General features: G+C 40.5%; 1 protein-coding gene. It reads left to right on the top strand.

Translation table 11 applies throughout. The features are described 5' to 3' along the window. Nucleotides 1–394, top strand: a 394-nt coding sequence (locus ACIFO6_RS23700; RefSeq protein ID WP_430044467.1) for a hypothetical protein, incomplete at its 5' end; no start/stop codon positions are given. Nucleotides 395–1,311: the final 917 nt, after the last annotated feature.

The raw sequence follows: 1,311 nt of genomic DNA, 5'->3' as shown, positions 1-1,311 counted from the left end.
TTCCCAATCTGCAAACACATCGACTGATGTGAATACACCAACAGCAGGGAATCATGTTATTACTCCAAATGCAACTACACCACGAATTGAAAATCGCCCAATAAGCGGGACTACTTATTTAGCCGATTTCGACATTAAAGCCAATTATGGCTATGTAAGAGTGTATTTGAAAAATACAGGGTCTCAAAGAATTTCCTTTACTATTAATCAGGGAAGTCCAGGCGGCAGACAAAAGGCCTCCGGTTCAGTAGGACCCGGTGAAACATACAACGAAATAGTAAATGGAAATTCTGGTCCGTGGGCAGTAGGTACGTTCTATGTCAATTTAACATCTGGATCTTCTAACATGTCTGGACAACTCGGAGTTCGTATTAGTACTGATTTGAATTTTTAAAAATTATTGTTATAGAAAATCGAGCCAATGAGGCTCGCTTTTTTTGTTGAGGATAGGCGCATTCTTTTGCGATACAAATTGGGTGAAAGGATCGTCTGGAAGAAGTGATATTGAGAAAGTGAGCAAAAGCCAGCTACTATGGATTAATTGCCCATTTTCCGGTATTGTCCGATTTTTGTTCTTTACGGCCATTTTCGATAATCAGTAAAATGGTCTTGTCATATCTCCTTAGTAACTAAGTACAAATGCTTTTATGCAACAGCGAAGAGTTTTGCATCCCGCTTGGGGAATAGAAAGTGAGATCGACAAACTGAAACGGAGAAATATGATCATTAGCGATCTGTCCAGAAGGATAGATGATGAATATAGGGATGTAATAAAAGATTCGTTTTGTATAGAAGGCATGATAGTTTAATGGTCAAGGCACCCTAACCGATGCTTTTTTATTTGTTCAGGAAACTTTTCCTTAGCTTCCAATCCATACAAAAGCGGAGATATAACCGCAGTATATGCGAACGAAAGAGTGTTATATTGTATCCATAAAATAACGTAAATTCGAGGTCGCTGAAAAGAGGCCTTTTTGCATTGGAGGAAAGTGATATGCAAATTAAATCTTCACGGAGACCCCCGTCTGTTCTGGCTAGGTCACCACGTCAACCCACTTTATGTAATGGATGTGTTTGGGGGGATTGGACTGGTACTAAACAATTAGGCGATCGGCACGAGGTATGCAGGGGGGGAGAGTAGCCCCCGCCCAAGTTATTCATGGCACGCGTAGGCGGCAAGGTAACAGATATCCGGCGGAAACGTCATACAGACCCAGTCAGAACCCTTGCACGGTTCAATTCAGTAGCTTGCCTTTTATATGGAATGGAAATCCATTTTTTGTTGAATAATTACAATAAAAGACTTATAAT

The organism is Paenibacillus sp. NRS-1781 (assembly GCF_050467745.1).
Classification (GTDB): domain Bacteria; phylum Bacillota; class Bacilli; order Paenibacillales; family Paenibacillaceae; genus Paenibacillus; species Paenibacillus terrae_A.
Note: the sequence above shows the minus strand (reverse complement) of the source record. Positions and strands in the feature narration are given on the sequence as shown.